The sequence below is a fragment of the Paenibacillus sp. Paensp111 genome (assembly GCF_059492195.1).
The window spans coordinates 3353892-3377145 of record NZ_CP168527.1 but is presented as its reverse complement, the minus strand read 5'-3'; the positions used below and the strand labels follow the sequence as shown (position 1 = coordinate 3377145).

22 protein-coding genes and 1 riboswitch are annotated in these 23254 nt (G+C 50.5%); of the genes, 15 read left to right on the top strand and 7 right to left on the bottom strand.

Going from position 1 to position 23254, the window contains the following annotated elements; translation table 11 throughout:
* The first annotated feature begins 38 nt into the window (after nucleotides 1-38).
* The 6 genes from ACEN86_RS15840 (at nucleotide 39) to ACEN86_RS15815 (ending at nucleotide 6615) form a co-directional block, all read left to right on the top strand.
* A complete protein-coding gene (locus ACEN86_RS15840) occupies nucleotides 39-1544 on the top strand; it encodes a glycosyltransferase family 4 protein (protein ID WP_495631535.1) in 1506 nt (501 codons plus the stop codon).
* Nucleotides 1545-1578: 34 nt separating this feature from the next.
* Complete coding sequence (gene wecB / locus ACEN86_RS15835; protein ID WP_495631534.1) at nucleotides 1579-2673, top strand: non-hydrolyzing UDP-N-acetylglucosamine 2-epimerase; 1095 nt, start codon at nucleotides 1579-1581, stop codon at nucleotides 2671-2673.
* On the top strand, nucleotides 2663-3649 hold the full coding sequence (locus tag ACEN86_RS15830; protein WP_495631533.1) for a polysaccharide biosynthesis protein: 987 nt from the start codon (nucleotides 2663-2665) through the stop codon (nucleotides 3647-3649). Before wecB ends, ACEN86_RS15830 begins: the two co-directional genes overlap by 11 nt.
* On the top strand, nucleotides 3646-4503 hold the full coding sequence (locus ACEN86_RS15825) for a dTDP-4-dehydrorhamnose reductase family protein (RefSeq protein WP_495631532.1): 858 nt from the start codon (nucleotides 3646-3648) through the stop codon (nucleotides 4501-4503). The genes ACEN86_RS15830 and ACEN86_RS15825 overlap by 4 nt, the downstream gene beginning before the upstream one ends.
* Before the next feature lie 6 nt (nucleotides 4504-4509).
* Nucleotides 4510-5226, top strand: coding sequence for a glycosyltransferase (locus ACEN86_RS15820; RefSeq protein WP_495631531.1), 717 nt, complete (start codon nucleotides 4510-4512; stop codon nucleotides 5224-5226).
* 114 nt (nucleotides 5227-5340) lie between these two features.
* Nucleotides 5341-6615 carry a YhcN/YlaJ family sporulation lipoprotein gene (locus tag ACEN86_RS15815; RefSeq protein WP_495631530.1) on the top strand — a complete coding sequence of 425 codons (1275 nt, stop codon included), beginning with the start codon at nucleotides 5341-5343 and terminating at the stop codon, nucleotides 6613-6615.
* A gap of 115 nt (nucleotides 6616-6730) precedes the next feature.
* Here the strand turns inward: ACEN86_RS15815 and nagA are convergent, their stop codons facing one another.
* The 3 genes from nagA to ACEN86_RS15800 are packed head-to-tail and all read right to left on the bottom strand — an operon-like array spanning nucleotide 6731 to nucleotide 9538.
* Nucleotides 6731-7945: an N-acetylglucosamine-6-phosphate deacetylase gene (nagA, locus tag ACEN86_RS15810; protein ID WP_495631529.1), complete on the bottom strand. Its 1215-nt coding sequence runs from the start codon at nucleotides 7943-7945 to the stop codon at nucleotides 6731-6733.
* Nucleotides 7942-8670: a glucosamine-6-phosphate deaminase gene (gene nagB / locus ACEN86_RS15805; protein ID WP_495631528.1), complete on the bottom strand. Its 729-nt coding sequence runs from the start codon at nucleotides 8668-8670 to the stop codon at nucleotides 7942-7944. Before nagB ends, nagA begins: the two co-directional genes overlap by 4 nt.
* 16 nt (nucleotides 8671-8686) lie before the next feature.
* Nucleotides 8687-9538 (bottom strand): MurR/RpiR family transcriptional regulator, encoded by an 852-nt coding sequence (locus ACEN86_RS15800; protein ID WP_495631527.1) that lies wholly within the window; start codon nucleotides 9536-9538, stop codon nucleotides 8687-8689.
* A gap of 217 nt (nucleotides 9539-9755) precedes the next feature.
* On the opposite strand from ACEN86_RS15800, the gene ACEN86_RS15795 reads away from it, so the two are divergent.
* The 4 genes from ACEN86_RS15795 to ACEN86_RS15780 all read left to right on the top strand — a co-directional run bounded on the left by ACEN86_RS15795 (nucleotide 9756) and on the right by ACEN86_RS15780 (nucleotide 12853).
* On the top strand, nucleotides 9756-10196 hold the full coding sequence (locus ACEN86_RS15795) for a MarR family winged helix-turn-helix transcriptional regulator (RefSeq protein WP_495631526.1): 441 nt from the start codon (nucleotides 9756-9758) through the stop codon (nucleotides 10194-10196).
* 67 nt (nucleotides 10197-10263) lie between these two features.
* Nucleotides 10264-11856 carry an MDR family MFS transporter gene (locus ACEN86_RS15790; protein ID WP_495634324.1) on the top strand — a complete coding sequence of 531 codons (1593 nt, stop codon included), beginning with the start codon at nucleotides 10264-10266 and terminating at the stop codon, nucleotides 11854-11856.
* Nucleotides 11857-12046: 190 nt separating this feature from the next.
* Nucleotides 12047-12271 carry a helix-turn-helix domain-containing protein gene (locus ACEN86_RS15785; RefSeq protein ID WP_068620025.1) on the top strand — a complete coding sequence of 75 codons (225 nt, stop codon included), beginning with the start codon at nucleotides 12047-12049 and terminating at the stop codon, nucleotides 12269-12271.
* A gap of 273 nt (nucleotides 12272-12544) precedes the next feature.
* Entirely contained in the window at nucleotides 12545-12853 is a 309-nt protein-coding gene (locus tag ACEN86_RS15780) for a hypothetical protein (protein WP_495631525.1), read from the top strand.
* A gap of 116 nt (nucleotides 12854-12969) precedes the next feature.
* Here the strand turns inward: ACEN86_RS15780 and ACEN86_RS15775 are convergent, their stop codons facing one another.
* Nucleotides 12970-14331: a dipeptidase gene (locus ACEN86_RS15775; protein WP_495631524.1), complete on the bottom strand. Its 1362-nt coding sequence runs from the start codon at nucleotides 14329-14331 to the stop codon at nucleotides 12970-12972.
* 210 nt (nucleotides 14332-14541) lie between these two features.
* Between ACEN86_RS15775 and ACEN86_RS15770 the strand changes: the two genes are divergently transcribed.
* The 3 genes from ACEN86_RS15770 to modB all read left to right on the top strand — a co-directional run bounded on the left by ACEN86_RS15770 (nucleotide 14542) and on the right by modB (nucleotide 17510).
* The gene (locus ACEN86_RS15770; RefSeq protein ID WP_495631523.1) at nucleotides 14542-15663 is read left to right on the top strand and encodes a foldase protein PrsA; all 1122 of its coding nucleotides are present in this window, start codon (nucleotides 14542-14544) and stop codon (nucleotides 15661-15663) included.
* A gap of 197 nt (nucleotides 15664-15860) precedes the next feature.
* Nucleotides 15861-16838 (top strand): MBL fold metallo-hydrolase, encoded by a 978-nt coding sequence (locus ACEN86_RS15765; protein WP_495631522.1) that lies wholly within the window; start codon nucleotides 15861-15863, stop codon nucleotides 16836-16838.
* Nucleotides 16839-17510, top strand: coding sequence for a molybdate ABC transporter permease subunit (modB, locus tag ACEN86_RS15760; protein WP_495631521.1), 672 nt, complete (start codon nucleotides 16839-16841; stop codon nucleotides 17508-17510). It abuts the gene before it with no gap.
* 215 nt (nucleotides 17511-17725) lie between these two features.
* Here the strand turns inward: modB and bioB are convergent, their stop codons facing one another.
* Together bioB and ACEN86_RS15750 are read right to left on the bottom strand one after the other, a co-directional pair.
* Nucleotides 17726-18718 carry a biotin synthase BioB gene (bioB, locus tag ACEN86_RS15755; protein ID WP_495634323.1) on the bottom strand — a complete coding sequence of 331 codons (993 nt, stop codon included), beginning with the start codon at nucleotides 18716-18718 and terminating at the stop codon, nucleotides 17726-17728.
* Nucleotides 18719-19044: 326 nt separating this feature from the next.
* Entirely contained in the window at nucleotides 19045-19347 is a 303-nt protein-coding gene (locus tag ACEN86_RS15750) for a DUF3055 domain-containing protein (RefSeq protein ID WP_495631520.1), read from the bottom strand.
* 199 nt (nucleotides 19348-19546) lie between these two features.
* On the opposite strand from ACEN86_RS15750, the gene ACEN86_RS15745 reads away from it, so the two are divergent.
* The gene (locus ACEN86_RS15745; RefSeq protein WP_495631519.1) at nucleotides 19547-20551 is read left to right on the top strand and encodes an HRDC domain-containing protein; all 1005 of its coding nucleotides are present in this window, start codon (nucleotides 19547-19549) and stop codon (nucleotides 20549-20551) included.
* 85 nt (nucleotides 20552-20636) lie between these two features.
* Here ACEN86_RS15745 and corA read toward each other — a convergent pair whose 3' ends face one another.
* Nucleotides 20637-21572, bottom strand: coding sequence for a magnesium/cobalt transporter CorA (corA, locus tag ACEN86_RS15740; protein WP_495631518.1), 936 nt, complete (start codon nucleotides 21570-21572; stop codon nucleotides 20637-20639).
* Nucleotides 21573-22072: 500 nt separating this feature from the next.
* Nucleotides 22073-22199: riboswitch (SAM riboswitch) on the top strand.
* Nucleotides 22200-22315: 116 nt separating this feature from the next.
* Between corA and metA the strand changes: the two genes are divergently transcribed.
* Complete coding sequence (gene metA, locus ACEN86_RS15735; protein ID WP_495631517.1) at nucleotides 22316-23251, top strand: homoserine O-acetyltransferase MetA; 936 nt, start codon at nucleotides 22316-22318, stop codon at nucleotides 23249-23251.
* Nucleotides 23252-23254 lie beyond the last annotated feature (3 nt).

The following is a 23254-nucleotide window of genomic DNA, read 5'->3' as shown; positions in this document are numbered from 1 at the left end:
CAAAGGAGGTGAAAGTTCCTCTCTGGAGGACCTGAACTATGGTGAAAAAGGCAAAACTGCTGCTTTTCTCACATCTAAGCAGCAGCCGAAGCATTACAGGAGCCGAGAAGCTGCTGCTGTTCATCTGCCGCAAGCTCACTCCATATTTCCATTGCGTGCTGGTTGCTCCTCAGGAAGGGAAGCTGACCGAGCGGGCTCGCAGTCTGGGGATAACGACACGAATCCATGGCTACCCGGTGTTCTACGGCATGTATACCCCTCATGCCGAACTGCTGAATGAAGCAGCAAGACTGAGAGAGAGTTCAGCCTATGACAGTATTGCGGCACTGATTCGTGCAGAGTCGCCGGACCTGGTACTGACCAATACCTGTGTCAATCTGCTTCCGGCTATGGCCGCAGCTTCCTCTCAAATTCCGGTCATATGGAACATTACGGAAGCGATAGCTTTGAATGAATTCACTCCGCAAGCGGTCAGCTTGATTGACCAATACAGCCAGTGGATCACCGGGATTTCAGAGACCTCGGTCTCTAGCTTCCGCGCTTGTTCTCTGGACCACAAGATTAGCCTTGTGTATCCATCGTGGGACGCTGCGGAAGTTCACCCGGAGCTATGGCCGCGGCTTCGCGAAGAGAAGCGGAATCAGTACGGAATCAAGCCGGAGCATCGGCTGATTGGTTATATCTCATCCTATCTGACTCCGGAAAAGGGTTTTGATCATTTCATTCATATGGCGCTGTCTTTATGTCCCCAGGAGCCCAACGTACGCTTTCTAATTATAGGGAGAACGCTCGACCGGGATTACTTCGCAGGCAGTCTGGCCCAAGTGAACGCATCGGAGTTCAGCAGCCGGTTCAACTTTATCGTCTTTGAAGAGCATGTGGAGGCAGCATACTGCGCCATGGATATGGTCGTGATTCCAAGTGTCGTTCCTGAGGGCTTTGGCCTGACAGTCTTGGAAGCTATGAGTTATGGCAAGCCTGTGGCTGCCTATGCTTCGGGTGGACTTAAAGAGATCCTGGAAGCCGTGGGATCAGGTGACAGCCTGGCGGCGCCAGGGGATCTGGAGGGTCTGACAGCGAGAGTCACTGCCCTGCTGGAGAATCCGGACCTGACCGCTGAGGCTTCAGCGCGGAACCTGGAGAAGGTGAATGAAATCTTCGGACCTTCAGCCTACGAGCAGCGGCTGAGGCAGATGTTGATTGACTGGTCTATGCAGCAGCCGGGATTGATCAAGGTCCATGATTCCCCGGAAGGCATGTATATTGCAGCCGTGAGGAGCCAAGGGACGAAGCAGCATTTGCCAAGACGGAGACGCAGCTCGGTCAGACCTTCCGGAAGAACTCGTCAAGGAGGCAGAAAGGGCCAGCGAATCTCTCAAAGTTCACGCAGTAAGCACAGCAAGCTCTCTGCCACACAGACCCGGCGCAAGAAGCTGAAGACGGCGAACGATAAAGTGAACCCTAAAGCTAAGCGCAAAGCCAAGCTTCCCCGCAAATTAAGAGGCCTAGCACGCAAACGCCGGAGGAAAGCGCGATCCGGATAGCTCTGTCATGCCCACGCGTAAAGGAGTTGATTACATGAGAATCATGACGATACTCGGAACTCGTCCCGAAATTATCCGGCTGAGTCTGATTATTCCCAAGCTGGACCGGTATGCGGATAAGCATATCCTCGTTCACACCGGACAGAATTTTACGCTCAGCCTCAGCGGAATTTTCTTCGCCCAGCTTGGTCTGAGAGCCCCGGACTATGTGCTGCAAGACCGGCAAGCCTCATTCGGGGGACAGCTGTCAGCCATGTTCCAGCAGCTGGAAGCCATTATTGAGCGAGAGAAGCCGGATCGGGTTCTTCTGCTGGGCGATACGAACAGTGCGCTGAGCGCCATTTTGGCTGAACGGATGGGAATTGCAGTGGTGCATATGGAGGCAGGCAACCGCTGCTTTGATCTGGATGTTCCTGAGGAGAAGAACCGCAAAGTAATCGATGCCATCTCCAGCATCAACATGCCTTATACCCAGCAGAGCAAACAGCATCTGATTCAGGAAGGAATTCCAAGCCGCCGGATTGTCCTGACGGGCAACCCGATTTATGAAGTCATGAAGCATTACGAGCAGGAAATACGGGCAAGTCAGATTATGGAGCGCTTGAACCTTGTTCCTGATCAGTACTTCCTGGTGACGACCCACCGAGCAGAGAATGTGGACCGCCCCGAGCACCTTATCCAGATCTTGAAAGGACTGAATCAGGTGGCCGAGATGTACGGCCTGCGAATGATATGCAGCCTGCACCCGCGTACCAAGTCCCGGATCGCACAGGATTTCCCGATTCAAATGAACCCGCTGGTAGAGTTTCATGAACCGTTTGGCTTTTTTGATTTTGTTCATCTTGAGCGTCATACGCTGTGCGCGCTGACAGACAGCGGGACGGTGCAGGAGGAATGCTGCATCATGCATGTGCCGACTGTAACCTTGCGGAAGACAACCGAACGTCCAGAGACCGTAGACTGCGGAAGCAATATTGTATCCGGGCTGGATGCGGACCGCATCGCCGCATCGGTTAGATTAATGACCGAGCTGGACCGCAAGTGGGAATGTCCGGAGGGCTATCTCTCCGAGCATGTATCGGATACTGTAGTAAAATTCTTGCTTGGAGGGAAACGAAATGTTCAATAATCAGGTGATATTGGTTACAGGTGGTACCGGTTCATGGGGATATGAGCTGATCAAGCAGCTGCTGCCCCAGCAGCCCAAGGAAATCATCATCTATTCCCGTAGTGAATCCACCCAGGTGGCCATGAGCCGTGCATTTGAGGATGAACGACTGACTTTTCGGATTGGGGATATCCGGGATAAAGAAGCCCTTACGGCTGCATGCAAAAATGTGGACTATGTCTTCCACCTGGCTGCCCTCAAGCATGTTCCCGTCTGTGAGGAGCAGCCTTATGAGGCGCTGAAGACGAACGTCATCGGCACCCAAAATGTAATCGAAGCCGCCATAGATAATGAAGTGAAAAAGGTCATTTATATTTCAACCGACAAAGCTGCCAACCCGTCCAATTTCTATGGCATGACCAAAGCGATTGGCGAGAAGCTGATTGTATATGCCAATCTGCTGCCAACCCGTACGAGATTTGTCTGTGTCCGGGGAGGTAATGTACTCGGCACGAACGGAAGTGTGGTTCACTTATTTATGGATCAGATTAAGCAGAAGGGGCAGGTCCGTATTACGGACTCCAGCATGACCCGGTTCTTCCTGACCTTGCCCGATGCGATCAAGCTGCTGTTCAAGGCCTCGGCTGCGAGCCTGGGTGGAGAAATCTTTGTAATGACTATGCCAACCTGCAAAATCGTAGATCTGGCCGAAGTCTTAATTGAAGCCTCCGGCAGGGAGAATGTCTCGGTAATGGAGACAGGTACCCGTCCAGGCGAGAAAATACATGAGATTCTGATGAGTGAATTCGAGAGCAAGACCACCGTATTATATGACGAAGAATATCTCGTTATTCTCCCTACACTCGGCATTCCGGGGCTGAAGGAGCACTATGAGCATTCCCCGTTAGTTCCTTTCTCAAGCTTCAGCTCAGAGGAGAATCTGATGAGCAAAGAGGAGATTAAGAACATTCTCATTCGAGGAGGATTTCTGTCATGAAATTGCTGATATTCGGCGGCAACGGAATGGCGGGGCATATGCTGGTCAATTATTTCAAGGAACAGGGCCGGCATCAGGTCCTCTATACTACACGTGACCTGGCTGATCCGGAAGGACTCCTCATTGATGCGAACGATCCCCTGCTGGTGGAGAGAGCGGTCGAAATGATTCGACCGGACGTGATCATCAACGCTGTAGGCGTACTCAATCAGTACGCCGAAGAAGATCGGATTCGAGCCTACCATATTAACGGATATCTTCCGCACCGCCTTCGGCGGGCGGCAGATACCGTGGGGGCACGGCTCATCCATATCAGCACGGACTGCGTCTTCCTCGGTACGCTCGGGAAATATACCGAGGATGCGCGGACCGATGGAACCTCGATCTATGCGGTATCCAAAGCCTTGGGGGAGATCCGCGATCCGGGTCATTTGACGATCCGCACTTCCATCATTGGGCCGGAGATCCGATCCGGAGGGATCGGTCTGCTGGATTGGTTCCTGGGCCAGTCCGGGGAGGTTAGCGGGTACAGCCGTGTACTGTGGAACGGCGTGACTACCCTTGAGCTTGCAAAAGTAATTGACGCTTCGTTAACCCTTCCCCTATCCGGATTAATCCATCTTGCACATCCCGAGCTGGTCAGTAAACATGAGCTTCTTCTGTTATTTAAGGAGATCTGGAATAAGACGAATGTACAGATTAACGAAGATTCCGGACCGGTGCTTGATCGTACGCTGGTATCCACTCGTCCTGATGTGCACTTCAAGCTGCCGCCCTATAAGGAGATGCTGAGGGAGCTGAAGCAATGGATGGATCGTCATCAAGACTTATATTCTCCGGTTAGAGGAGGATGAGTCTTTGTGAAGCCTAGAGTTTCGGTAGTTATCCCATTCTATAACTGTCCTTATATTTCAAGAGCGGTCCGGAGTGTATTGAAGCAGACATATCCCAATATAGAAATTATCGTGGTCGATGATGGTTCTACCCAGCATGCCGAGCTATTGAAGCCTCACCTGAACCGGATATATTATCTAGGAAAAGCCAACGGAGGCACAGCCTCCGCCCTCAATCACGGCATCCGTCACGCATCCGGGGACTATATTGCCTGGTTAAGCTCGGACGATTTATTTTATCCCCGAAAAATAGCTGCCCAGCTGAAGTTCATGCTTGAGAGTGGGGCGCCTGTTTCGTTCACTAATTTTAACAATATCGATAAATCCGGGGTCGTCACGCTCCGTGGTGCCGGCGGGGATCAGCGAAATGTGAAGCAGATGCTGACCGGATTTATTGACGGCAATCCGGTGAATGGCTGCACCGTTATGTTTCGGAAGGATGTCTTCAACACCTTGGGGTACTTTGATGAGAACCTGCCTTATACGCATGATTATGATTATTGGCTGCGGGTGGTGCTCGCCCGCATGCCTTTTCCATATCTTAACGTGAATTTGACCGCCTACAGGTGGCATTCGGATATGGGTACCGTCCTTCATAGTGAATCGATCCAGCAGGAGATTGAAGGCGTACGTCACCGGTATAGAGAGCAGTTACTCGATTTAATCTTGGCCACACCCCTATGATCATCAGCCTGTTTCCTGCTAAATCTTAACTGGATACACACGCTCAGCGAGGCACATCCTAATCCCTGTTAGTCCTTATTTTATTAACTAAAAGTGATGATGGGGGATGAACTCATGCGTGGAGGAAAGGTTGTTAGCTTGACCTTATCGGCTGCCCTTCTTGCTGGTATGGTTGGTATTACGGGTTGTGGCAAGAATAACAACAACAACTTTCGTACCCAGAATGCGAAGACAGGGAATCGTTATGATCTGAACTCTGTACAGAACAACCGGATTATGGGCCTGAAATACAGCCCGGCTCTAAGCAACAAGGTGTCTTCGTTAAGCCAGATCCGAACTGCACAAGTTCTGGTAACTGACCGTGACGCTTATGTAGCCGTAACCCTCCATGGACCTCATGGGACAACGGGTACGGGCTACAGTGCCAAGAGTGTAACTCCGGGCACCGGCAGCCGCACGGGATCCGATGGCTTAGGGCATGGCATTGGAAGATCCGGCGTTGCCGGAAGTCTCATGGATGCGGTCCGGGGGGGAACTTATGGTTCCAGCGGAACAGGCGGTACCCGCACTTACGGCACGTATGGTGCAGATGGAAAAGGAGCGGGAACTCACCTTGGTACCGGCTATTATGGCGGAATGAACGGTGGAATCTCGGGTAACTCGTACTACTCCTACGGAGGCGGTACAGGTCCAAGATCTGCTGCAGGAACAGGCTATGGTTATGCCCCTGGGATTGGCGGCACAGGTACGAATGGTACCGGAATGAACGGGAACATCATGAACAGTAGAGGCATGGGCACTACTACTGGGAATGGAACGATGAACACGAATCATTCGGCTTTGAACGGAGCTAATAACTTCAGCAGCAACGGGCTGGATGTAAATGGGCTTCGTTCGAACAGCCTGAGAGGCGCGAACGGAAGCTACATGAACGGAACGGGTGGAACAACAGGTACCTACGGAACTAACGGAACAATGGGTACCTATGGTACTAACGGAACTACGGGTACTTATGGTACCTATGGTGCGAACGGCAGCTACGGTACGAATGGGACCGGCCCGCTCGATAACATTCCTCAATCGCTGAAGATTGAGATCGAACGCAAAATCAAGGCCGCTGCGCCGCATATCCAGAATGTCCATGTCTCCGGCCATCCTGAGTTTGTATCCCGCGTAAGCGGTTATGCCACTCAGTCGCAGGGCGGACAGATGCTTCGTGGCGTAGAGAATGATTTCAGCGCGCTGATTCAGCGTATATTCCCGTCCCGTGCCGGAACCATGACCGGCCCAAGCGGATATACACCGGCTCCGCGCAACACCAATGGAATCGGCAATACGTTAGGCGGTCCTCAGCCTGGAAATGGATACTCAGGCGGAACGACCCGCTAGACGTAGTCTAACCCTAAATGAATGAATAAAGAGACTGGGCAGAAGGTATCCATGATGGATATCTGCTGCCCAGTCTTTATGCTGCTTGCGGCCATTCATTCGAGTTGAGTTGAATTCAGTTCAAATTACCCTTGATCCATACTTTGCGTAATTGCAAATCCTCCTGATCTACCTGGAGCAGGTCCGCCTGCTTGCCGGTCTCAATGGCGCCTGTACGGCTCGCGATCCGGAGCAGCTTGGCTGGATTGCCGCTGGCCATCCGGGAAGCATGCTCCACACTTAGCCCCACCTGCTGGACAAGATAGCGGAAGCCGCGAATCATGGTCAGGGTGCTTCCAGCTAGAGTACCCGGACTATCCTTCAGCGTACATACATGATCCTCAACTACAACCGGTAGGTCGCCAAGCATGTACTCTCCGTTGCCGAGTCCAGCCGCTGACATGGCATCCGTAATGAGGACGAAGTTCTCCGCAGTCTTCAGCTGGGCAATGATGGAGATTGCTGCGGGGTGAACATGAATGCCATCCGCAATAATCTCGCAGCTTATCCGCGGAGAGCTTAGAATGGCACCGGCTGCTCCGGGCTTCCGGTGATGAAGCGGAGTCATCGCATTGAACATGTGCACCGAGTGATGCAGACCGACTTCCGCCGCCGCCATAATCTCCTCATAAGTGGCATCAGTATGGCCTGCAGCAGCCACAATTCCTTGACTGCGGAGATAACGGATCAGATCGTGTGCTCCCTCGCGTTCAGGTGCGAATGTGACTTGTTTGATCAGGCCGGGATATCTGGCTTCCCACTGTTCAATCCATTCTTTATTCGGGGGGACAATGTGCTCCGGATTCTGTGCGCCAGGCCATTTGGGGCTGATGAAGGGCCCTTCCAGATGAACGCCTTCGAGCTGGGCATAGGGCATATCCTTAGACTTGTAGGTGTGGACCTCCTCCAGGACCTGGTCCAGCACCTCCTTCGGAGTTGTCATCGTGGTAGCCAGCATGGCTGTAGTTCCCTGGGCTGCATGGAATTTCGTAATGATATCCAGGGATTCCTGCGTGGAATCGGTAAAATCCTCCTTCATCCCGCCATGAACATGGATATCGATGAATCCAGGGAGCACATAGGCTGCTTTTGCATCGATTATCTCAACTGAATTAATGCCCTGTGAGGGGGCTCCAGATGTGGACCCAACGTAACGGATGATTCCGTCAATAACGGTAACGGCCCCATCTTTGATAATCCCATTTGGCGTAACAACTTGACCGTGGACAATCTGGAAGGTTCTATTGCCCTGATTACTTTGATTACTCTGATTGTTCTGACTACTCATCATAACCGTCCTCCCGCAGCCTGATCGACCAGGACGACCACATTGGGGTGAGTCTGGAGCAGGGAAGCCGGGCACTGCGTCGTTAACGGTCCTTTTAGCGCACGCTCCAGAATTTCAGCCTTGCTTGCTCCCTTGGCCATAAGCAGGATTTGCCGTGATTTCAGAATCGAACCAATGCCCATGGTCATAGCATGGGTAGGGACCTCATCGATCGAATTGAAGAAGCGTGCATTCGCCTCACGTGTGCCTTTCTTCAGCTCAACCACATGGGTATTCGCATGAAGTTCGTCAGCAGGCTCGTTAAACCCGATGTGGCCATTGTGTCCAATTCCGAGAATCTGCAGATCCATCTGTCCGGCATCCTCGAGCATCCGGGTATACTCAAGCGCTGCTTTCTCAGGATCGGCCGCAGTTCCATCAGGAATATGCGCATTCTTCAGGTCCATATCCACGTGGTTGAAGAGCTTCTCATTCATGAAGTGGCGGTAGCTTTCCGGATGCTCCGCGGACAGGCCGATATATTCATCGAGGTTAAAGCTTTGAGCCTGCGCGAAGCTGACGAGCCCCTGTCTATAGAGATTAATCAAATGACTATATACCCCTACCGGTGTGCTGCCTGTGGCTAGACCTAGCGTGGCACGGGGGTTGGACTGCAGAAGTCCGGCAATCATGCCTGCCCCCACCTCGTTGAATTGCTGGTCACTTGACACCTTGATGATGTTCAGCATCGGAATCACTTCCTCTTCAAGAATTTGTGCGGTATTTACGTACATGCTGATAAGAACTTTCCAGCCGCGGAATATAGTCCTCGAATTCTCTACTTACCATCCCCGTAAAAAGAATATCAATGACGTGCAGCTGTGCGATCCGGGAAGCCATATCTCCGCGCCGCATCCCTTTCTCAAGGGAAGAAGAGAATAGGGATATATCCGCCAGGGAGGCCAGAGTGCTGCTGCCGTACTGAGTGAGGGAGATGGTAAAGGCTCCGCTGTCCTTAGCGCAGCGCATGGCGCTGATCGTCTCCGAGGTCTCTCCGGAGTAGGATAATGCAAGAGCTACATCTCCGGGGCCGAGACTCGAAGCGGAGGTGATCTGCATATGGGAATCTGCGAATGCGGTGCTGTTCTTGCCGATACGTATCAGCTTTTGATAAAAGTCTTGGGCGACAATTGATGATGTCGCTGCGCCATAGAGATCGATACGTCCAGCTCGGCACAGGGCCGTGACAGCCTGCTCCATCTGGTTCATATCCAGCAGCCGGGTCGTGTCGGTGATGGAGGCCAGATGATTGGCTTCAATGGCTTCAGCAATTTTATGAAGGGAATTGCCGGCAATGACGTCCTGGTAGGCATTCTCGGCAGGCTTCTGCGCGAGCTCGCCCGCCAGCTTCATTTTGAAATCAGGAAAGCCCTTGAAATGAAAGGTCTTGCAGAACCGGGTAATGGTAGAAGGACTGATCCCGCATACCTGTGCTAGCTCGGTGATGCCGAGGTGAACGACAGAAGAGGGGGATTCGAGAATCTTCTCCCCGAGACGACGTTCCTGCGGTGGCAGAGCTTCCAATTGTTGTTCCAGTGCATGAAGAATAGGAGACAAGCTTAACGCCCCTCTGAAAATTATTTTTATAATTATGATTATATAAATGAAAATTATTTCTATATTTGATTTGATAATAATACAATTTGGTGGGGTTTTCAAGGACTCCAGACTAAGTATTGACAATTATTTCAGCAGGTATTATATTTTCATAAGTTAAATAATAAAGTGTTTAAATATTAAATAAGAAAGATATGTGAATGGAGGTGATTGGCTTATGGATTACGATGGCTACATCGACAGGATCGAGACGGCTTGGAAGAGTGCGATCCGCAAGATGGAATCCGAAATTATGGTTCACCGTGAGCTTGGGCTTACCGGCCCCCAGTATCACATGCTGGCGCTGATCTCGAAGGAGAAATCCTGCAATATTTCATATCTAGCTGAGAAGCTGGAAGTCAAGCCGAGCGCCATTACGGTCATGATCGACCGTCTGGTCCAGAACGGCTATGTGGAGCGGCGCCATGACGAGCAAGATCGCAGAGCTGTGCTTGTCTCGGTAACGGAACACGGGGAAGCGATTCTTAAGGAAGCCAAGAAGAAATCGCGGGCCATAATCAGATATTATTTCTCCCATCTCGATGAGAACGAGCTGAATACGCTTGCGGCTATATTTGAGAAGTTCGCGGCCATTGAGAAGCCCGGCAGGGAAGAATGAACTTTTAAGCGGGACAATTTAAGGAGGAACGGTTACTTTGTCAGAACACATTACTGAGGCATCTGCTATGGATGCGTCCAAGAGAAAGCTGCTCGTCATCGGGCTTATTATCGCCATGCTGTTCGCGGCGTTAGACGGCACGATTGTAGGTACTGCAATGCCTACCATAGTCAAGGATCTGGGAGGGCTCTCCTTGATCACCTGGTTAACTACCGCATATCTGCTGACTTCAACGACGGTAGTCCCGCTTGCGGGTAAGCTTGCGGATTTGTTTGGACGCCGTGTTGTCTACATTACGGGTCTGATTATATTTATGGCGGGGTCCGCACTGTGCGGAATGTCCCAGAATATGACCGAACTGATCATTTTCCGTGCGATCCAGGGGCTGGGCGGCGGTGTCATGATGCCGATGGCGATGATCATTATCGGGGATTTATTTACAGGCAAGGAACGCGCCAAATGGCAGGGGATCTTCGGAGCCCTGTATGGACTTTCTTCCGTCCTGGGTCCGCAGATTGGCGGATGGATCGTGGATGCCTGGAACTGGACTTGGGTTTTCTATATTAACCTTCCGGTCGGGGTGCTTGCAGTTATCTTTATCGCGAAAGGTCTGCCGAAGCATATCAACAAAGGACCAGTCAAGCTGGATATGGCCGGAACAGTTACAATGGTCATCGGCGTAGTAGCTCTTCTGCTGGCGCTCAGCTTTGGGGGAGAGAAGTACGACTGGGGTTCATGGCAGATTATATCGATGTTTATCGTAGCTCTTATATCGCTTACTGCTTTTGTTTTCATTGAAGCCAAAACAGAAGATCCGATTCTCCCGGTTTCCCTGTTCAAGAACCGCACGTTCTCCATGCTGAACGGGATTGGCTTCTTCATGGCGATTGGCATGTTCGGGGCCATTATGTTCGTGCCTCTGTTCATGCAGTGGGTCGTTGGAGTAAGTGCAACCCAATCGGGAACCATTATGACCCCGATGATGATTGCCATGATTCTGACCAGTGTGTTCGGTGGACGTTTGGTGTACTCCCTTGGAGTCAAGCTGCAGATTATTCTGGGCATGCTGGTGATGGCAGCCGGCTTCTATCTGCTGACCATGCTGTCTCTAGACACCAGTCAATTTGTGGCTACCTCTTATATGGTTGTAATTGGTCTGGGCATGGGTCTGGTTATGCCTATCCTGACACTTGCGCTTCAGGAGAGCTTTCCGAAATCCCAGCTGGGTGTAGTTACTTCATCTTCGCAATTCTTCCGTTCTATCGGGGGGACGTTCGGGATGACGCTGCTTGGCGCTATCATGAATAATAAATCAGGCAGCATGCTGACGAGTGACCTGACACCGCTGCTAGGTCAGCTTCCGGAGAAAGCCAAGCCGCTGGTGGACAAGTTCAACGATATGATCGAACACAATCCACAGCAGATCTACTCTGCGGTACAATCCCCAGAAATGCAGAAGGCGATTCCGCCGCAGCTGATGGAGATGGTGAATCCGATTCTCAAGAACGCTCTTGTTGAATCCCTGCACAGTGTCTTCCTGTACGGATTATTCTTTGTGCTGGCCGGGGTAGTCGTTGCTCTGGTGATGAGGAACGTCAAGCTGTCCGATGCCGGCAAAAAGAAATCGAATGCCATGGCAGAGAACGCCGTTCAGCAGTAACATATACATTATTTCGAACGCCGGACCCTTGCAGAGGGGTGCGGCGTTCCTGTTATTGCCGGCTTGCCCCGCCGGATATGCCCATTTTTCCCTATGCACCGCACCTTCTGCATACCCCATTCATAATATGTCTTGACTGTATCCCTTGCTTGTTAAACCACAAAACCCGAGCAAGGAGGGGTGACACATTTTGAAGGGCAGCGATCGCAACAGTAAATTCTTATTAACACATCGTGAGCGGGAAGTTTTCGAACTGCTCGTGCAGGATAAAACGACGCGTGATATTGCCGGGCAGCTGTTTATCAGTGAGAAGACGGTGCGAAACCACATCTCAAATGTCATGCAGAAACTCAACGTCAAAGGTCGTGCACAGGCAGTAGTCGAGCTGATTAAGCTTGGGGAACTAAAGATTTGAGGGTGCTTCACCCGGCATGAAGCATGAGCCTTCTCGACGGATACCGCAGGGGAACCCGAGAAGGCTTTTTGTTATGTTTAACGCAGTATGAATGCGCTTTATTGAAGAAATATTTGGGAAAGCATGAATTTACCTCGAAAAAGAGGTATGATATATAGCAGAGCCATTAAGTGAGTTTTCAAAAGTCAGGACGGCAGCCTTTTCTTTGTGACCCTACATTCAACTGGTTGGTACGAATACCATAAGTGGTTTAACAGAAAAGGGGGAAGACAAGTGAAAGTGAATTTGAATTTCACGAACAAGGGAAAAATCGCAATCGAGAATTTCAACAATGAGGAGTTACTTGAGATATTTGCGAGATACATCCGCACACTCATGAAGAAGTATGACATCCAGGTCTCAGTTCCGGCCGAGGATAACCGGAACATAGCTGAGGATGGATGCATTACATTAATTGCTGAGAATGTGAAATGTGAAGTCAGTACCTTCTTTAATGAGCTGGGAAGAGACATCAAGGTCCCACTCAAGAAGAGACTTGGCGCGAAGGTCGACAATGTATTCAAGACCGAAGTATTGGAATAGAAGCTGCTTGATCCTCAGGATGCAAGCAAAGAAGCCATCCAGGTAATCTCCTTAAGGAGATAGGCCTGGATGGCTTCTTTGTATTCCTTGTATGGAATTCATCCTTCGAACGCGTCTTAAATCAGCTTCAAATACTCAACGAGGGTAAGAAGTCCTTTATCAAAGTTCTCAAGGTTGAAATGCTCATTCGGCGCATGAAGATTCTCGTCCGGCAGACCAAAGCCCATCATGACCGCTGGAGCGGAGAGAACCCGGGACAGAGTGGCTACGATCGGAATCGAGCCGCCGTCTTTTGTGAAGAGTGCGCGTGTACCGTATACCCGCTCGTAGGCTTCGGCTGCTTTCTGCAGCATCGGATGGGAAGGATCGATATTGAAGGCAAAAGCTTTCTCCATCTGCTTCACTACTACCTTCGCACCGGGCTGGATGTGGGATTGAAGATGACGCTCGATCTTGTCCAGCATATCCTGCGGATCCTGATCGCCGACAAGCCGGCAAGTAATCTTGGCATGGGCTTCCTTCGGAATTACCGTCTTGGAGCCTTCACCCTGGAATCCGCCGTATACCCCATTCAGTTCAAGGGTTGGCCGTGCGCCTGTTCGTTCAACGAAGGAATATCCAGCTTCCCCGTACAGGGTATCAAGCCCCAGATCTGTCCGGAGTCCTTCTTCGTTGAAGTTCTGCTTCGCGAACTCTTCTCTCATCTCACTGGAGAGCTCAGGCACCCCTTTATAAAAGCCTTCTACTGCAATGCGGCCCTGTTCATCATGGAGCGAAGCGAGCAGCGAGACCAGGGCGTGAAGAGCGTTAGGTACACCGCCTCCAAAGGTACCGGAATGCAGATCCGTATTCGCAGTATGTACAGACACTTCAAGGGAGCACAATCCACGGAGTCCTGTACTGATAGCCGGTTTGCCCTTCTCGATCAGCGATGTGTCCGAGATGAGCACCACATCAGCGGCAAGCTTCTCTTGGTTGTCTTCAAGGAACAGAGGAAGATTGGGGCTTGATACCTCTTCTTCTCCTTCAATACAGAACTTGACATTCACCGGCAGCGCGGATTCCTGGCTTAACAGGGCTTCAACCGCCTTGATATGCAGGAAGAGCTGGCCTTTGTCATCAGTGGCTCCGCGGGCATACAGCTTACCGTCCCGAATGCTAGGTTCAAATGGCGGAGTCTCCCACAGATGAAGGGGGTCCACAGGCTGAACATCATAGTGTCCATAGATCAGAACGGTGGGTTTGCCGGGTGCATGAAGATGATCGGCATAAATAATCGGATGTCCCTTCGTTTGATGAACCTCTACATGTTCAAGTCCAGCTGTTCTAAGCGCATCGGCTATCCAGGAGGCGGCTTTGGCCACATCCGGTTTGTGTTCGGAAAGTGCGGAGATACTGGGTATGGTAAGCAGCTCTTTCAGTTGATCCAGGTGCTGCTCACGCAGGCTTTCGAAGTAAGCTTTATAATCTGTAGTCATTCGTATCCTCCTAAAATAGGGTATAGTTCTATTTTACTCTTTTTACGGCCCAAACAAAAATGAAGTTCATCTCTAGAGAGTAGGACTTTAGGGTTTTATTAAGGGTTCCTTAAAATTTAATCAGGTTTTTTTATGATTTGTTAAGGTTAACAAGTAGCGTTTCTGGTAAAGTGAAATTAAACAAGCATTAGAGGGGAGTCAATTATTCGCATGGAAGACAAAGATCAGAAGGATTTGGGACAAGGGGTAAGCCCGGACGCAGAGAAAGAGAACACGGAGGTAAAGGAAGAGGCTACGGCTGCTGCGCCGCAGACCTTTGCTCAGGAACCTGCAGCTTATTCATCGCCTGACAAGATGGCGTATGTAACTGAACAAAGTGCAGGCGGTAACCCGGCGGTTACGGCTGCGAAGAGACAAAGCCTGATCTGGATGGTCATCTCCTTGATTCTGGCTGTTGCGCTGGTTATTCTTCTGGTGAAGCCACTAACAGGCAAAGGCACGTCGGATAACGGACCAGTTGCAACAGTCAACGGGGTAGAGATCTCCAAGGACAAGCTGTATGACGAGCTGGTCAAAGCAGGTGGAGCGCAGACTCTGGACGAAATGATTAACGATGAGCTGATGAAGCAGGAAGTGACTAAAGCTAATATTAAGATCACTGACGCCGATATCAAAAAAGAAATTAGTTATCTCGAACAGCAATATGGTTCTAAGGAAGGCTTGGATGCGGCACTTCAACAGAACAGCATGACCCAAGAGGATCTAAATAAATTAGTGGTTAAGCAGCTTGAAATGAGAAAGCTGCTCAGCTCCAAAATTAAAGTGACTGATGAAGAAGTTAAGTCGTTCTTTGACCAGAACAAAGAGTCCTTGAATACACCGGAGCAAGTCCGCGTATCAAGCATTACAGTGGCTACCAAAGCTGAAGCGGACGATATTCTTAAGCAGCTGAAGGGCGGAAGTGATTTTGCAGCTCTCGCCAAGGAGAAATCTACGGACACAGCTACCAAAGCTAAAGGCGGCGATCTGGGCTTCTTCGCTAAAGGTCAGCAGGACCCAGCGGTGGTAGACGCTGCGTTCAAGCTTAAGAAGGACGAGCTTAGTGGGGTAGTGGAGTCGCAGTCCGGCTTCCAGATCCTGAAATTGACGGACCGCAAGGAAGCCCACACAGCTACTTTTGAAGAACGCAAAGATCAGATTCGTGACGGCCTGGAGTCCCAGCAGGTAAGCCAGCTGCAGCCAGCCTGGCTTCAAGAGGTTAAAGCCAAGGCAAAGATTGTGAACACCCTGGATAAGAAATCGGGATCAGCTGCTGCCGGTACAACTAAATAATTAAAGCAATGGAGAGCAGCCGGGTTCATTTGAACCCGGCTGTTTATATATGGAGTACATAAGGTCCTATGTTTTGCTTTGAGTTCAGAGGGGAAAGAAGGTAAAATAAGGAGCGTTATATAGGTAATCGAGAAGAAGAATACGAGCCTGAACATTCACCTCGTATGATTCTGTGAGGAAGCTGAGGTTGAAGAGGCATGTCCGAAATTAAACAATGGGAAGATGGCATCATTCAGGTGAAGATCTCAATGGCCCCGCCGCTGCGGTGGGTGAACAGCTATATTCTTCGCGGTAGTAACGGAATAACAATTGTGGATCCAGGACCCAAGACCGAGACCAGCATTTTGGAATGGAAGGAAATATGGAACGAACTTGGCCTTAAGAGGGACGATATTACCTCGGTGGTGGTGACTCACCATCATCCCGATCATTATGGTCTGGCCGGTCATATCCAGTCCTATACGGGGGCCAGCGTCTGGATGTCACGCCGTGCACACGCAGAGACCAAATTCATGTGGGGCAGCGGAAGCTTGATCAACGAGGAGCTGCCTGCATTATATCAGGTTCATGGTATGCCGCCGGAATGGACCGGGCAGCTATCCGGACACTTGGCGGGCTTCCTGCCCCAAGTGACACCCGAGCCGCTCGTATCCTATATAGATGAGGGGACGCCGCTGGAAATGGGAGACCGATTGTGGCTCCCTATTGAGACGGGCGGACATGCTCCCGGTCACATCTCGTTCTATCAAGCACAGAGCCGAACCATACTGTGCGGGGATGCAGTTCTTCCGCAAATCTCCCCGAACATCAGCTTCCTGCCGGGAAGTGACCCGCAGCCACTGCAGTCCTACACCGATGCCATGCTGAAGCTGGCTGGTTATGCAGTGGACTTTGCCTATCCCGGCCACCGGCATCCGTTTGATTATTTCAGGGAACGGCTCGAGGCACTTCTGCTCCATCATGAAGAGCGTCTGGGGATCATTGAGGGCTTGCTGAAGGAACGGCCGCGTTCCTGTTTTGAAGTCTGTACAGCACTGTTTGGAAGCAAGCTTGGAATTCATCAGATGCGGTTTGCCATGTCAGAAGCCCTGGCCCATCTGATCGAGCTGGTCAGACAGGGACGAGCCTGTGAAGAGGCTTCCCGGGACCAAGTCATCTTTTATGCGGTTGAATAAATGATGATGAATACCCTAGATTTTTGGTCGCCCGTTACTCTTTCTTTGAAGGTATCCGTGCTTGCGGGAATTGCCGCTTTTATCTGTGCCATATGGGCGGGATGGCGAATGACTATTCGGGCATTTCCGGGCCTCACCGTGATAGAGACCTTCTTCATGCTTCCCCTTGTGCTTCCTCCTACGGTTGTCGGTTTCCTGCTGCTTGTCATATTTGGACGGCGAAGCTGGGTGGGGCAGGTGTTCGAGATGCTCTTCCACATGCCGATCGTCTTCACTTGGGGGGCTGCAGTCATTGCTGCAGCCGTGGTTGCCTTTCCCCTCGCTTATCAGACTATCAAGGCAGGGTTCACCTCGATTGACCGCGATCTTCTTGCCGTAGGGCGCTCGATGGGAGCGTCGGAGTTTCAGCTCCTCCGCTTTGTCACCTTGCCGCTGGCACGCCGCTCACTGCTCACGGCATTCATACTGGCATTCACCAGAAGCCTGGGTGAATTCGGAGCCACCCTGATGCTGGCCGGGAATATTCCCGGCAGAACCCAGACTCTGCCTACAGCGATATATATCGCTGTAGACACCAATGATCTGAACTCAGCCTGGCTGTGGGCCGGGCTCATGGTCCTCATGTCTTTTGTGCTGCTGCTGTTCACCAGATCGGCTGCGGAGCGGGAATGAGTGAGGAGAAAGCGGGAGCAGAGCTTGTATGATTGACTTGTAGTGTGTGGTAACTGAGAGTGAATTGATTAAAGTAATTAAGGGAGATCAAGAGAGATCAAGAGAGATCAAGAGAGATCAAGAGAGATCAAGAGAGACTAATTGCGACGACCTTATAGTAGTCCTTAGCAAATAGAGTTCTTAAGAAAAGTCCTGCTCATCTCATTCGCACCACTCTAGAGGGCATTCAGTTCAATCTCAAACCCCAAATCCTCAATGATCTGGTGATCCGCGGTAATATCCTGACCCTCCGTTGTCAAATAATCACCCACGAAGATGGAATTGGCTGCATACAGGGCCAGGGGCTGGAGAGAGCGAAGGTTAACCTCCCGGCCCCCGGCTACCCGGATCTCCTTGGACGGACAGATCAACCGGAACAGCGCAAGCACTTTGAGCGCCTTCATCGCAGGCGTGCGGCCTGCATTTTCAAGAGGTGTCCCGGGAATGGCATTCAAAAAGTTAATGGGTATGGAGTCCGCGTCCAGTTCGCGAAGCGCATAAGCCATTTCAACAATTTCCTGATCGGTTTCACCCATGCCAATGATAACTCCGGAGCAGGGAGACATTCCGTAAGCTTTGACCTTGTCCACCGTGTGGACCCGCTGCTCATAGGTATGGGTGGTGGTAATGGATGAATAGTTGGACTTACTCGTATTCAAATTGTGGTTGTATCGATGCACGCCTGCATCGGCAAGGCGCCTTGCCTGATCGTCCTTCAGAATGCCGAGGCAGGCACAGATCTTGAGGGGCATCGTATCGCGGATCTCCTTGACCGCGTCCACCACTTGATCTAGCTCTTTCTCGGTCGGTCCCCTTCCAGCAGCCACGATGCAGTAGGTTCCTGCTTTGCGCTGCATGGCTTCTCTCGCTCCGGCAAGCAGCGTCTCCTTGTCCAGGAGGGTATACTTCTGGACCGGTGCAGTGGAGACAATCGATTGCGAGCAGTAGCCGCAGTCCTCGGGACAAAGTCCGCTTTTGGCATTGATGATCATATTAAGCTTGACCTTCTTGCCATAATAATGGCGTCTGACCTGGAACGCCGCATGCATAATCGGCAGTACTTCTTCCGAGTCCGCTTCAAGTACAGACAGTCCTTCCTCTAATGTAATCAGTTCCCCATTCAGTGCCTTCTCGGCAAGCGATATCCAGCCTAACTGATTAGCGATCATGGTCTTCATCCGGCAGTTCTCCCTCGCTATGTATATTGTTAACCTGATATAATTAATTGGTTGACAATTAATGTAGACATTCTAGCAGACCCGAATTTACCTGTAAAGAGTACTCTAGGCACAAGTTTTGGCTAAATAGCATACACGAATGGGGAGAGAGCAGTCTTAATTGTAAGGAAAAAGGAACATGACTGCGAGCCTGATTCATTGTCACGGATTACGATGGGCCGAAGATATAACAAAGCTTGTTAAGGCTGTCCAATAATGCATTCCAATAAAGAAAGCGGGGGAGATCCCCGCTTCGTACACCATCTTGTACACCTGATTCAATCTGTGAAATGCGGCTCGCCGAGCACCTGATACAGGAATCCGCGCAGCTCATCGCCTTCTTCTTCATCCAGACTGTAGACACGTTCGAGATAACCTTCTTCATCCAGATCGTCGGAGCCCAGGATGGCCGTCTTGCCTGCCTGTAAATCGGTAACCAGCTTCTTCCCGTAGAAGCGGTTCGTTGTTGTAATGGCCAGATCGAATCGCTTCATGGAATGGCCGATAAATGTGATAAAGCGGGTAGATGTTTGCTCGGTGGAATCGGACAGGAAATCCAGATCCTTTTCAGAGAACGTCATATAGATAGTGCCTCCTAAACTGTCTTAAGTTATTCCTATTATATCAGGAAAAGGGTCGCCAGGCAGAATACACTTATATTTGACTTTCTTCCAGAATAAGGTATGATAAGGATAACAGTATACGAATGGGGAAGCACCTCTTTGGCGATAAGCCGGAGAGGTGCTTTTTTGTGTGCTGATTTATAGGAGGTGCTGCCTAATGCGGATCATATTTCTTAACAGTATGGAGAAGAAGTCGGGTGAACAAATACCAAGCGGAGCACAGGTATGGATAGGCGAGGATGAGGGCGTATGGAGAATGGGCTGGAACGAGCTGACCGCAGATGATGAGGCAGAGACCCTGTGGTATGAGGGGGAATCCTGGTCCGAGATGCTTCATGTGTATCGTCACCGGTTGGCAGTGAAGCTTGGAGAAGGATTCAGACCGGTGATAGACGGGATGTTCCATGAGAAAGAGGAAGGGAAAGGCAAGGCTATTCTAGCCCAAAAGCTCGTATTCTATAGTGAACTCAATCCGAACGAGACGTTATTCACCGAGCTTAGCGCGTGGCGGCGCAGACGCGCTTCTGCAGAACGCAAGGCCCCTTATCTAATTGCCAGCAACCGTCTGCTTAGGCTGATCAGTGTGTTTCAGCCAAGGACACGCGAGGAGCTGCTGCAGCTGCCGGGTGTAGGTGAATCTAAGTCTGCGGAGTATGGAGATGAGCTGCTTGAACTGACACAGCAGGGCGAGCGTTCGTTCATTTTCCCGCTGAACTGGGTGGAGGGAACACTGGATGAAGAAGACTTCCGCTCCTGGCTCTACAAGCAGAAGGAAGTCAAGTACAGAATGGAGATGGAGAAGTTCGGCCTGCGCAGGGTCATGCTTGAAGCGATCGCAGAAGGCGGTGATGTAGAGGAGATGTGCAGGCGGACAGGGCTTGACCGGCGTGAGACTGTAGAGCTGCTTGAAGATCTGGAGAAGGATGGGTATGAACTGGAGACGCTGCTGCTTGCAGAGCTAAAGGAGGTCCCGGAGGCAGAGCAGACGGCCATCTGGCAGGCATATGAGGAACTGGGCGATACCTTTCTTAAGCCCGTCCTTCAGCGGGTATATGGAGCAGAGCTTCCGCTTGAGTGCAATGTGGAGAAGATGTACGAGCAGCTGCGGCTGATCCGCATCCGTTACCGGCGGATGGGCTCTGGCGTGCGGAGCGCCGGTTAGAAATGAGAAAGGACGAAGCTCTCCAGCTGCCGGCAAGGCAGGGGATCGTTTCGTCCTTTATCTGATCTGGGATAGAGCGGTGAGCTCAAATCCAGTCTTTTTTGCGGAAAATATAGAACATGCCAAAACCTAAAGTGATCATAATCCCGATCACAATAAAATAACTGTATCTGCCATGCAGCTCTGGCATATTATCGAAGTTCATCCCGTAAATGCCTGTAATCAGGGTCAGCGGAATGAAGATAGTTGTAATAGCGGTAAATACACGCATGATTTCGTTGGCGCGGTTGGCGATACTGGACTGATAGGCTTCTCGCAAGTTGCCCATCAGCTCTCGGAAGGTGTCAAAGTTCTCGGAAATTTTCACAGCATTCTCGTAAATGTCGCTGAAATACTTCTGCAATTGATCGTCAATGAGCCGCAGATCCTTCTTATTAAGAATATTGATAACTTCCTTTTGCGGACCCAGCATCTTCTTCAGCCACAGAATCTCGCTTCGCAGACCAATAATCTCATTCAGATGAGAACGCTTGGTATGAACCAGAATGTCCTCCTCCAGCTTCTCGATCTTATCTTCGATCCGGTCTCCGACCAGGAAGTAATTATCGACCACGAGGTCAATCAGCAGGTAGAGGAACCGGTCAGGTTCGTTCACTTCCTGCTCCCAAAGTATAGGCTTAATAGCTCTAAGCTCGCTGATCTTCTGCTTGGTTACCGTTATAATATAATGCCGTCCCAGGAACATGCTGAGTGCACGCAGGAATATCTCTTCATCATCAAAACGAATACTGTTCACTACAATGAAATAATGATTATCATAAATTTCAATCTTCGGACGCTGTTCCTCTTCTGTCAGACAGTCCTCCACTGCAAGATCATGCAGGGCAAAAGCCGGCTGCAGCAGCGCAAGGTCCTCGGCGTCAGCATCGATCCAGTAGAATCCTTCCGCCGGCGGCGTAAGGGTAAGCTCCAAATCTTCCACCACAGTGAATACACCGGCGTTAACATGGCGAATTTTCATCTGATTTCACTCCTTTACCCTTCGTCTGAAGGGATATGCTCTTGGGTTATGTGAATGCACTGTTCATTACATCAGTTCATTCTCATAAGAGCACAGAAAAGAAATCAGCAGCCGGAGCATTACCATAAGTCAAGGCAGTAATGGCACCGGGAAACGAAAGAGCCCCTTCCTCCCGCAAGTGTCCTGCTGATTTGTCTTCTATGCAGTTGTTCTGCAGGGGCATAGCTCTGCGGACTACTCGGGTCGCCTTCCATTTCTAACTTCACCTCTTCGGTTCTGGGCTTGTAACACTCGTCTAGTATAACGCCGCGGTATGAAAATTTTCAAGGAAAAAGTCCCTTGACGAGTCATGGGATAACATATGGCGCAAGGGGCGGGGAGGTGCAGTATTCTCAGTATGAAAAATATCACCGGATTCTTGACGAAGAGCCCGGTTATGCTATACAGTAGTTGCAGGGAAATTATAATTTCTTCTATGAAATATTAACTTCATACGCGAATTCTTATCAAGAGTAGGTGGAGGGACCAGCCCGATGAAACCCGGCAACCGGCGAGCGATCGCACGGTGCTAATTCTTGCAGAACTACAGGCAGACGTTAGAGAGCCTGGGTCTCTGAGAGATGAGAGAGGCGCATATATATAACCGATATGACCTTTCTCTATGTGTGAGAAGGGTCATTTTCTGTATGCACCCGCTTTTGCCAATAGGAAATCGCACTCATACCAAAAAGGAGTGAACACAAATGCCAATCAAAATACCTGACAGCCTGCCCGCCAAGGAAGTGCTTGTGAACGAGAACATCTTCGTGATGGACGAAAGCCGTGCTTATGAACAGGATATCCGTCCGCTGCGAATCGCGATCCTTAATTTGATGCCTACTAAGGAGACTACAGAATCGCAAATCTTGCGGCTGCTGGGGAATACTCCTCTACAGGTGGAGATCGTTCTGCTTCATCCGCGTTCCCATACCTCCAAGAATACCTCGGCCCAGCACTTGGAGATGTTCTACAAGACGTTCGATGAGATCAAGAAGCACCGCTTCGATGGAATGATCATTACCGGAGCTCCTGTTGAACAGATGGATTTCGAAGAAGTCAATTACTGGGAGGAGCTGAAGGAGATCTTTGATTGGACGAAGACTAACGTCACTTCAACGCTTCATATATGTTGGGGTTCCCAGGCTGGACTGTATCACCACTTTGGAGTGCCGAAGATCGCGCTGCCAGATAAATGCTTCGGGGTGTTCCCGCACACGATTAATATTCCTAATGTTAAGCTGCTGCGCGGATTCGACGAGCTGTTCTATGTACCGCATTCCCGTCATACCTCTGTGCGCAGAGAGGATATTGAGAACAAGCAGGATCTCGAAATTCTAGCTGAATCCGAGGATTCGGGGATTTATCTTGTGGCCACCAAAGACGGAAAGCAGATTTTCGTGACCGGTCACTCGGAATATGATCCGTTATCCCTCAAGTGGGAGTATGATCGCGATGTGAGCCGGGGCCTTGAAGTTGCGCTTCCGGTCAACTACTTTCCTAAGGATGATCCGACACGTACGCCGCCTTCAACCTGGCGGGCGCATGCTAACTTATTATTTTCCAATTGGCTCAATTACTATGTGTATCAAGAAACACCTTACGATATGGAAGAGAACGCTGAATATATCTATCACATCTAAATT

What these genes read in the sequence shown, in the direction of transcription:
- ACEN86_RS15840 (WP_495631535.1), top strand. Translation starts at nt 39, where the DNA reads ATGGTGAAAAAGGCAAAACTGCTGCTTTTCTCACATCTAAGCAGCAGC.
- wecB (WP_495631534.1), top strand. Translation starts at nt 1,579, where the DNA reads ATGAGAATCATGACGATACTCGGAACTCGTCCCGAAATTATCCGGCTG.
- ACEN86_RS15830 (WP_495631533.1), top strand. Translation starts at nt 2,663, where the DNA reads ATGTTCAATAATCAGGTGATATTGGTTACAGGTGGTACCGGTTCATGG.
- ACEN86_RS15825 (WP_495631532.1), top strand. Translation starts at nt 3,646, where the DNA reads ATGAAATTGCTGATATTCGGCGGCAACGGAATGGCGGGGCATATGCTG.
- ACEN86_RS15815 (WP_495631530.1), top strand. Translation starts at nt 5,341, where the DNA reads ATGCGTGGAGGAAAGGTTGTTAGCTTGACCTTATCGGCTGCCCTTCTT.
- nagA (WP_495631529.1), bottom strand. Translation starts at nt 7,945, where the DNA reads ATGATGAGTAGTCAGAACAATCAGAGTAATCAAAGTAATCAGGGCAAT.
- nagB (WP_495631528.1), bottom strand. Translation starts at nt 8,670, where the DNA reads ATGCTGAACATCATCAAGGTGTCAAGTGACCAGCAATTCAACGAGGTG.
- ACEN86_RS15795 (WP_495631526.1), top strand. Translation starts at nt 9,756, where the DNA reads ATGGATTACGATGGCTACATCGACAGGATCGAGACGGCTTGGAAGAGT.
- ACEN86_RS15790 (WP_495634324.1), top strand. Translation starts at nt 10,264, where the DNA reads ATGGATGCGTCCAAGAGAAAGCTGCTCGTCATCGGGCTTATTATCGCC.
- ACEN86_RS15775 (WP_495631524.1), bottom strand. Translation starts at nt 14,331, where the DNA reads ATGACTACAGATTATAAAGCTTACTTCGAAAGCCTGCGTGAGCAGCAC.
- ACEN86_RS15770 (WP_495631523.1), top strand. Translation starts at nt 14,542, where the DNA reads ATGGAAGACAAAGATCAGAAGGATTTGGGACAAGGGGTAAGCCCGGAC.
- ACEN86_RS15765 (WP_495631522.1), top strand. Translation starts at nt 15,861, where the DNA reads ATGTCCGAAATTAAACAATGGGAAGATGGCATCATTCAGGTGAAGATC.
- modB (WP_495631521.1), top strand. Translation starts at nt 16,839, where the DNA reads ATGATGATGAATACCCTAGATTTTTGGTCGCCCGTTACTCTTTCTTTG.
- bioB (WP_495634323.1), bottom strand. Translation starts at nt 18,718, where the DNA reads ATGATCGCTAATCAGTTAGGCTGGATATCGCTTGCCGAGAAGGCACTG.
- ACEN86_RS15750 (WP_495631520.1), bottom strand. Translation starts at nt 19,347, where the DNA reads ATGACGTTCTCTGAAAAGGATCTGGATTTCCTGTCCGATTCCACCGAG.
- ACEN86_RS15745 (WP_495631519.1), top strand. Translation starts at nt 19,547, where the DNA reads ATGCGGATCATATTTCTTAACAGTATGGAGAAGAAGTCGGGTGAACAA.
- corA (WP_495631518.1), bottom strand. Translation starts at nt 21,572, where the DNA reads ATGAAAATTCGCCATGTTAACGCCGGTGTATTCACTGTGGTGGAAGAT.
- metA (WP_495631517.1), top strand. Translation starts at nt 22,316, where the DNA reads ATGCCAATCAAAATACCTGACAGCCTGCCCGCCAAGGAAGTGCTTGTG.